Below are 8,194 nucleotides of genomic sequence, written 5' to 3'. Positions count from 1 at the left end.
ACTATGGCTATCGACCTCACCAGGAAAAAAATACTCATAACTGGAGGAGCTGGATTCTTAGGATCTTTTGTAGTTGAAAGACTTATTGAAAGGGGGGCTAAGAAGGAGAACATTACAATACCAAGAAGTTCAAATTGTGATCTCAGGCTCTGGGAAAATTGTACAAGTGTGGTAGAAGGCAATGATATAGTAATTCATCTTGCAGCAAAAGTAGGTGGAATTGGGTTTAACATGAAGTTTCCGGCTCAGCTTCTGTATGACAACGCGATAATGGGTTTACAAATTATGGAGGCTGCAAGACAAAAAGGTATAGAAAAGTTTGTTGCAATTGGCACTGTTTGTGGATATCCAAAGTTCACCCCTGTTCCATTTAAAGAGAGTGATTTTTGGAATGGTTATCCGGAAGAAACCAATGCCCCTTATGGTATTGCGAAAAAAGTATTTCTTACCCAAGCAGAATCTTATAGAAAGCAATATGGTTTTAATGCCATTTATCTTATTCCGGTAAATCTTTATGGACCGAGAGATCATTTTCACCCGGACGATGCCCATGTGATACCTGCGCTTATTCTCAAGTTTTTCGATGCTAAGAGTAAAAGAGAAAAAAGTGTAAAAGTTTGGGGGACTGGAAATGTATCTAGAGAATTTCTTTATGTAGAAGACGCCGCTGAGGGGATCATACTGGCGACAGAACGCTATGACAGTAAAGAACCAGTAAACTTAGGCTCAGGCAAGGAAATAATAATTAGGGATATGGTCTATAAAATTAAAGATTTAGTTGGTTATAGTGGAGACGTGATTTGGGACACAGAAAAACCAGATGGACAACCCAGAAGAATGCTAGATACTTCTAGAGCAAAACAAGAATTTGGCTTCGAAGCTAAAACTTCTTTTGAAGAAGGACTTCTGAAAACAATTGACTGGTATAGGGAAAATTTATTATCAAGAATTGATCCTCCCGTTTACTAAAATAATATCGGTTCTTCATACAAGAAAACTAATTTCCTTATCTAATTTAGGACAAAACTAAATTTTTAAAAATTGTAAGTGCCTTTAAATAAAATTGGACGCCTTTATAAAATACTAAAAATATCTACATTTCTAGGATTTAAACTCTCTTGTCTTAGATTAATTTCTACACGCTATAAGATTTCTATTTGAAGAGTACGAATGACATACTGGTGCAATCGGGCATAGATTAGTTAAATCGTCAGGATCGTCATGGCTAGTTGAACCAAATATCATATCGTTTATCCAGTGAGACATTTCATGACCTAGTGCGTCTAGCGAAGGAGTTATAAGAATAGTTGATCTCCCAATTCTATATTCTCCCGTACAATTTCCCGATTTAGCGGACTTACACTGAAATCCTTCCCTACCAATTTCAGAGTCGAAAAACTCAGGGAACATTACTACAATATGTAAATCATTCGCAGGCACCGAATCTATAACATCTGCCATGTCGGGATATGCAGTTTTTGCGCAATCAAGCGCCATTTCTAAGTAATCGTCAACTTCGACCAGTGCTTGCGTTAATTCGTCTTCAGTATAAAAATTGTTATGGGAAAAATCTATCCCTGTTGCCGTAAGAGTTGAGCTAGTAACGTCCATTTCCTCGCTATCGCCTCCGCCACAACCCAAAAATAACAATATCCAGCAAGAAGTTATAACGATTACATATTGGTTAATCTGATTGCGCTTTTTTAGAAGTGACAACAATGAAGCCCATCCTCCTGATTACCCGATAAGGAGGAGGACCAAGCGCGCAAGTTTATAGTATTTGGTTAAAGAAAAGTTGTTGACTTGATGCTGTTTTTAATTTGTATACTATCCAAAGCTGATGCAGTTTATCCTGCATTGGCGCTTAATCCTCCGAGAGCCTCCCTCTCGGGGGATTTTTGTCTATAAATATAATTAAGATTTCAGTGAGGAAAATCAGTCAAAAGTATGAAAAAAGACTTAATTAAGGTATGAAACACGTCTTAAGTTTGTTTCTTTGACCTAAAAATTGTTTTCTTTGAGTCGAGGAAACGCCATTAGGGAGTCATACTTGGCGAGCTGTACTCGCCTGTTTACTTTTAATTTCTTAAAAATTCTATACAGATGGGATTTGACAGTCTTCTCACTTATAAAAAGCTTTTGAGCTATTTCTTTATTTGAACAACCCATTATCACGAGCTTCACCACTTCTAATTGTTTTTTTGTGAGCCGGTTGTCCAAAATGTGTTCATAATAACTACGGCCACCGTTATGCTGGGTCATAAATGTTTTAATAAGATTTTCGGTCGTTTGTCTCTTTACCCATAACTCACCCGCTGCTACAATCCTGACAGCCTTTATGAGCTCTTCAGAGCCTGACATCTTTAAAACAAATCCACTGGCCCCCGCCTGTATGGCTGAAATAACAAGGTCTTCGTCATATGCATCCAATAACAAGAGCAAACCTGTATTGATGGATTTCTGTTTAACCAGCCGTACTATCTCAAAACAATTTATGTTTGGTTTAGAGTCAAGAATCATAACGTCGGGCTTCTTATCCTGAGCAAGTTTAACGGCTTCAATACTAATTGAAGACTCACCTACAATATCGATATCATCTTCTTTTTCTAAAATTTTGATGATACCTTCCCTGTAGAGGTTTAAACCGTCAACTATCACGACTTTTATTGAACCCTTCATATCATTTAACAGATGATTAAGCACTATATTATGCCCGACTTTAAAATTTTTACTGCAGTGTATAAATTCTAGGAGCTAACCTGGGACATTGGATTCAACAAAATGGGAGGCACGTACTAGCTAAATCCAGGCTTTCAATACAAGTATCTGGACTATCATCGATATAGGGAAGTAGATGACAATGTATATCAATCATAAATTATTTTAGAGGAAAATGAATTAATTTGGCAACATAGCAAAAGTATTAGGAGAATTTACAGATCTTGCAGGCGGAAAATAATAGGTGGTTTGATGTGATTGTTGTAGGTGGCGGCCCTAGTGGTCTCCAAACTGCATCCATTCTAGCCGATTCCGGGTTTAATGTAGCCCTATTTGAACAGAATTCTGACATTGGTAAGGACGTTGTCTGCTCCGGAGTGATAAGTAAAGAGGCCTTTTCCAGATACGAGCTGTCTCACGAATCGATTGTAGGTAGACTGCGACAGGCGGACCTGTATTCTCCTGGAGGATGTTGCATTAATTATTCACATCCTGAAGAAGCAGTCTTTGTTGTTGATAGACATATTTTTGATAGGAAACTGGCTGAGAATGCGCTACATAGGGGTGCAAAGATTTTTCTGAACGCAAAGATTTCTTCACTTTCTGTGAACGATAAATATGTAATGGCTCATATCAGAGCGCAGGAGGGTGAGCACAGAGCCTATGCAGCTATTTGCGTTATTGCAACAGGAATAAGATACAATCTTCAAACTGCCCTGGGATTGGGTCGCCCCAAAAAAATCATAAAGGGGATTCAATTAGAAATAAAGACAGAAGACATAGAGCGTTTGAGAATTTATTGGGGGGAGAGGTTCTCAACTGGATTTTTTGGGTGGGCTATTCCACTTGTGGATGGGAGAACTAGGGTCGGTGTTATGACCGAGAGAAATGCGATTGATGGTTTGAGTAACACTTTGTCAGCAATTGGCGATTATATTGATCCATGCTCAGAGTTAGGAAAAGCAAAAAGAAGAGGAATAGCTTTCGGGACAATAACACGGAGCTACACCGATAGGATAATTGTCGTAGGCGAGGCTGCTGGACATATTAAAACCACAACTGGTGGGGGTATTTACTACGGTCTTCTGAGTGCTGAAGCGGGTTCTGAGATTATTAAGAAAGCATTTAAAATCGGGAAATTTGATGCAAAGACCCTATCCGAGTATGAAAAAAAGTGGAAAAAGATGTTGGGAAGGGAAATTACACTCGGTGAATATTTTCATAAGTTTTATTCTAAATTGAGTGACAATTCCTTGGATGCATTGTTTGATGCAGCTAAGCAGGATGGTCTTCTTTCATACATAGCAAAGAATGGCAAATTTGACTGGCATAAAGATGCCATCATAAAAATAATTAGGAGCCCTAACTTAAGAAGGGCGCTTTGGAATGGATTTTTCTACTAAAAAAATACATAAACCGCTTAAAACATGGTTTATAAATATTTATAGAGTTTATAGATGGTAACTACCGTGGTATCTCTTATATGGGTTGTAGTCAATGAATAATCTATTTTAGATTTTGAACGAATAACCAAACTTACTCCATGCCACCTGAAGGCATATAAGAAAAACTAATTCATTGGGAAACATATACAAATGGGTAAACATTTCCGGCTGAGTACAATCCTGTTGATTGTTTATTGTGGTTTCTTATTCTACCTATCATCAGTTCCTGGTAACTCACTACCTCATTTGAATTTTCCTGACACAGGAATACATTACTTTCTCTACCTGGGTCTTGGGCTAGTCTTTGCATTTTTTTTATATAATCTAAAGTTTGATCTTTTCTGGATGAAGACGGGAACCGCTACCTTTTTTTTCATGGCAATTTTTGGATTGGGTGACGAAATTCATCAAATGTTTGTAGTAGGTAGGGATTTTAGCCCTCGAGATTTACTTATGGATGTTGTTGGAGGAATCTCGGGTTGGTTACTATTTATATTTTTGTACACCTACTTAGGAAAACTTAGAGAAATTCGTATATCGGAGCTTTTATTGAAAAACCGGGATAATTAAACAGAAAGGATAAGAGACTATGATTGACATCCATTGCCATCTTCTTCCATTTGTTGATGACGGACCTAGAACATGGAATGAGAGCATTGAATTAGCGCGTATGTTATCAGAGGAGGGAGTAGAAATAGCAATTAGTACTCCACATTGGATCAAAGGGAGCAAATGGGCGCCCGAATCCAACAGGATCGAGGAAATGGTATCTGAATTAAATGAAAGACTCGAGAAGAAAAATATTACTTTAAAAGTTCTTCCCGGAATGGAGGTCGGTATCACCGAAGACCTGTTAGAGCTGGTAAATAATGGAAAAGTTTTGACACTTGCCGGGGGCTCTTTTCTGTTATTAGAAACCCCGTTTATGTCTATCCCCTATGGAATTGAGGAACTTATTTACAGTTTAAAGTGTTCAGGCATAGATCCCATATTTGCACATCCTGAAAGATGTCACGAAGTCCAGCTTAACCCTCAACGTTTGAAAGAAATTATTGACCTCGGAGCATTAGTCCAAGTTACGGCTTCTAGCTTTTTAGGATACTTCGGTGATGAAGCCAAGGAATGTGCCACCAATCTCGCCAGGAGTGGACTCGTTCATTTTTTTGCATCTGATGCACATTCCCCAAACAACAGACCCCCCATTATTAATAAGGCGATATTGACGCTTAATAGGATATTAGGAGAAGAAGAGACCAGTCTTATCAAAGAGGGTGCTACTCAGATTATCCCACACGACTTAAATATCACTTGAATAAAAATGAGTCGCAGCCTAAGAAAATCTTCTTGTCCTCTCAATACCTCCTTCAATTCCTAACTCTTATTGACATCTAATTTGTATAGGTTGCAGCTTGAGCCAGATCAACAGCTTTTAAATTGCAATCCATAATCCAAACGGAGTGATGAGAATGTTTACCAAAATGCTTGAGACATTGATCTATGTTTTTACAATTTCTCTTCTAATTTTCTCACCTCTTCCATTTGGCAGTGTAAAGCCATTGGCCAGGCTTATTCTTCAACTCCAGGCCTTCCTACTTTTTTTTATATGGCTTTTATTGCTACTATATGAGGAGAAGAAATTTTTTCTTAATATAAGGAGTTATACGCCACTGTTGGTATTTCTATTGATTTGCTTATTTCAAATCCTTCCACTTCCAGACTTTATTTTAAGGATAGTGTCAGAAAGGAGCTTAGACATCTGGGAAAAAACACAGTCGGTAATAGCCAGTATTGGATTTTTCGATGGAAAAAGTATGTTTACAATAAGCCTTTATCCTAATGCCACATGGAAAGAAACCTTACTTTTATTATCCTACATAGCGTTTGGGATTGTCATATCGAGAAACTTTAAATCCGAAAGAAGAATAATAATTGTACTTATCCCGATATTCGCAGTGTCACTTTTTGAGGCCGCTTACGGGATATACCAGTACGTGGTAAGCAGTGACGTTGCCACAGGTACTGGGATAGAATCCGCCAGAGGAACCTTCGTAAACCGTAATCACTTTGCAGGGTTGCTTGAGATGTCTATTCCTCTTGCTTTGGGTTACGTACTTTCTATAAGTAATTGGGATGATAATAGACAAGAAACCTTTTTTAAGAAGCTAATTTCATCGGATAACTTTTATAGGCAGATTTTACTACTCTTCCTACTAGGAATTATGCTTCTTGCACTGATTCTCTCGAAATCGAGGATGGGCATATTCAGTGCCCTTTCATCACTCATCTTCTTCTATCTGGCTTACTCGAGTTTTACAAGGAACAAGTTACATTTATCCTGGATGCTCTTTTTTGTTCTGGCTGTTGCCATTGTCTATGGAATTTTGATCGGGATTTATCCTGTATTTGAGAGGTTTCTACAGACTATATCAGCAGATCCCGCAAGAATATTAGTCTGGAAAGATATGTTGGGAATTATAAAGGACTTTCCTTTTTTTGGAACCGGGCTTGGAACTTTCAGTTACGTTTACCCTCTATACAAAAAATCCGTAGAAGAACCTATTGTATATGTATATGCCCATAACGATTATCTTCAGCTTATGGTTGAAACCGGCATTTTAGGTTTTTTATCTATTATGACTGCACTTTCACTCTACATATCTTCTTCTTTTAAAGATCTAATGCGACTGAAACAAAAGATGGATTATTTTAGATTTTTCCTTTTGCTTGGTGCATTAACGGGTGTTGTATCAATACTTATCCATAGCCTGGCTGACTTTAATCTCCACATACCGTCAAATGCCATGTATTTTGCTTTTCTTATTGGTTTTACAAAGGCTGTACAGACCCGAGCGTAAAACTCCTAGATCAGACCTATCTCCAACCAACCATCAAACCCCTCCTTTCCCACATCCTACTAGACCAACCCAAGTCGCTAGTTATGGCAGACTGCCCAAAAATAGTCTCCCCCCTAAAAAACTGCCTTCCCAGGCTGTACCTAAAAAAGTGACTTTCCGTTACGCGTGGATATTTGAGTTAATAGTTCATTCAAGTATCCGATTCCATTCCAATAAAACGATACATATTCGTAAGCACCTTTTGGACTTCCTCCCTTCCAATACATTCTTCCACTACCTTTAGACCATCCGATAAATTTGGGACCCGTTTCTTAGCGGAATGAGCGTCGGATGCCACTGCATGGAGTACGCCGAACTTTGCAAACTGCATAACACATTGCTTGGCTTCTTCTCCAAAGTGTCCACAAAAACTACCCGCCGTCACCTGGACAAAGGCTCCCGCCTTAACCAGCTCTAAGATCCTTTTCGGGTTCTTTTGAAGCTCCTGGTTTCTCTCCGGATGGGCAAGGATAGGGTAGATCCCTATAACTCTGAGGTTGAAAATAATCTCTTCGATTCCATAAGGAAGAGAAACGTAAGGGACTTCAATCAGGAGATATTGGCTTTCTCCAAGAGTCAAAATCCCACCTGATGAAACGAGCTCGGGTAAATTCTCTGAGATCCCGACCTCCATACCAGGAATGATCGTAAGAGGTATTTCGTTCTCTTCCAGCTTTTTATTCAATTCCCCAACCTTCCTTTTGATCTCATCGGGGCTTGGCTCCCATCTGGTTCTTTGAATCCAGTGAGGGGTTGTAACTGCTATTCGAATCCCATCTTCAGAAGCTAGTGTTGCCATTTCCAAGCTCTCTTCCCATGAGGTGGGTCCGTCATCTACATTTGGAAGAAAGTGGCAGTGGATGTCTATCATATTTTGATACATTCGTTTCTCCGGACAAACGTTAAGTCTACTGTGACTTACAGTTTTCCCCAATTCTATTATTAAAAATATAGGGGTCACCCAGCCGATGACCCCTATTTTTCATCAGGAATGATGAGTAACTTTTGATCCATATCATAGTTTAATCATACAAGAGAGCCTTACGAATCTAAATAAAAGTATTTCGGAAAAGAACATTTCGGGGGTTGAAAATCAGAGGGGAGTTAATATAATTAGAACAAAAAGATTCCAAAAAG

The 8,194-nt window shown here is 38.6% G+C and carries 8 protein-coding genes; 5 read left to right on the top strand and 3 right to left on the bottom strand.

The window, feature by feature from the left end; all coding sequences use genetic code 11:
- Positions 1 to 3: 3 nt before the first annotated feature.
- Positions 4 to 969, top strand: a complete 966-nt coding sequence (locus tag VGA95_00635; protein HEX9665050.1) for a GDP-L-fucose synthase — start codon at positions 4 to 6, stop codon at positions 967 to 969.
- A gap of 159 nt (positions 970 to 1,128) precedes the next feature.
- Here VGA95_00635 and VGA95_00630 read toward each other — a convergent pair whose 3' ends face one another.
- Both VGA95_00630 and VGA95_00625 read right to left on the bottom strand, forming a co-directional pair.
- A complete protein-coding gene (locus VGA95_00630) occupies positions 1,129 to 1,719 on the bottom strand; it encodes a hypothetical protein (protein ID HEX9665049.1) in 591 nt (196 codons plus the stop codon).
- A gap of 282 nt (positions 1,720 to 2,001) precedes the next feature.
- Positions 2,002 to 2,679: a response regulator transcription factor gene (locus VGA95_00625; GenBank protein ID HEX9665048.1), complete on the bottom strand. Its 678-nt coding sequence runs from the start codon at positions 2,677 to 2,679 to the stop codon at positions 2,002 to 2,004.
- Between the two features lie 263 nt (positions 2,680 to 2,942).
- Here VGA95_00625 and VGA95_00620 point away from each other — a divergent pair, with 263 nt between their 5' ends.
- From VGA95_00620 to VGA95_00605, 4 genes are all read left to right on the top strand, one after another.
- Complete coding sequence (locus VGA95_00620) at positions 2,943 to 4,121, top strand: NAD(P)/FAD-dependent oxidoreductase (GenBank protein ID HEX9665047.1); 1,179 nt, start codon at positions 2,943 to 2,945, stop codon at positions 4,119 to 4,121.
- A 192-nt stretch (positions 4,122 to 4,313) separates the two neighbouring features.
- Positions 4,314 to 4,733, top strand: coding sequence for a VanZ family protein (locus VGA95_00615; GenBank protein ID HEX9665046.1), 420 nt, complete (start codon positions 4,314 to 4,316; stop codon positions 4,731 to 4,733).
- 19 nt (positions 4,734 to 4,752) lie between these two features.
- Positions 4,753 to 5,475, top strand: a complete 723-nt coding sequence (locus VGA95_00610) for a CpsB/CapC family capsule biosynthesis tyrosine phosphatase (protein HEX9665045.1) — start codon at positions 4,753 to 4,755, stop codon at positions 5,473 to 5,475.
- 154 nt (positions 5,476 to 5,629) lie between these two features.
- The gene (locus VGA95_00605; GenBank protein ID HEX9665044.1) at positions 5,630 to 7,018 is read left to right on the top strand and encodes an O-antigen ligase family protein; all 1,389 of its coding nucleotides are present in this window, start codon (positions 5,630 to 5,632) and stop codon (positions 7,016 to 7,018) included.
- Between the two features lie 190 nt (positions 7,019 to 7,208).
- Here VGA95_00605 and VGA95_00600 read toward each other — a convergent pair whose 3' ends face one another.
- Positions 7,209 to 7,940 (bottom strand): CpsB/CapC family capsule biosynthesis tyrosine phosphatase, encoded by a 732-nt coding sequence (locus VGA95_00600; GenBank protein HEX9665043.1) that lies wholly within the window; start codon positions 7,938 to 7,940, stop codon positions 7,209 to 7,211.
- Positions 7,941 to 8,194: the final 254 nt, after the last annotated feature.

Source organism: Thermodesulfobacteriota bacterium (genome assembly GCA_036397855.1).
Lineage (GTDB): Bacteria > Desulfobacterota_D > UBA1144 > Nemesobacterales > CSP1-2 > DASWID01.
This window is presented reverse-complemented; position numbering and strand designations above follow the sequence as displayed.

Bases quoted from the DNA above. Each gene is read 5' to 3' on its own strand.
- VGA95_00600 (HEX9665043.1), bottom strand. From the start codon at position 7,940: ATGTATCAAAATATGATAGACATCCACTGCCACTTTCTTCCAAATGTA.
- VGA95_00625 (HEX9665048.1), bottom strand. From the start codon at position 2,679: ATGAAGGGTTCAATAAAAGTCGTGATAGTTGACGGTTTAAACCTCTAC.
- VGA95_00635 (HEX9665050.1), top strand. From the start codon at position 4: ATGGCTATCGACCTCACCAGGAAAAAAATACTCATAACTGGAGGAGCT.
- VGA95_00610 (HEX9665045.1), top strand. From the start codon at position 4,753: ATGATTGACATCCATTGCCATCTTCTTCCATTTGTTGATGACGGACCT.
- VGA95_00615 (HEX9665046.1), top strand. From the start codon at position 4,314: ATGGGTAAACATTTCCGGCTGAGTACAATCCTGTTGATTGTTTATTGT.
- VGA95_00605 (HEX9665044.1), top strand. From the start codon at position 5,630: ATGTTTACCAAAATGCTTGAGACATTGATCTATGTTTTTACAATTTCT.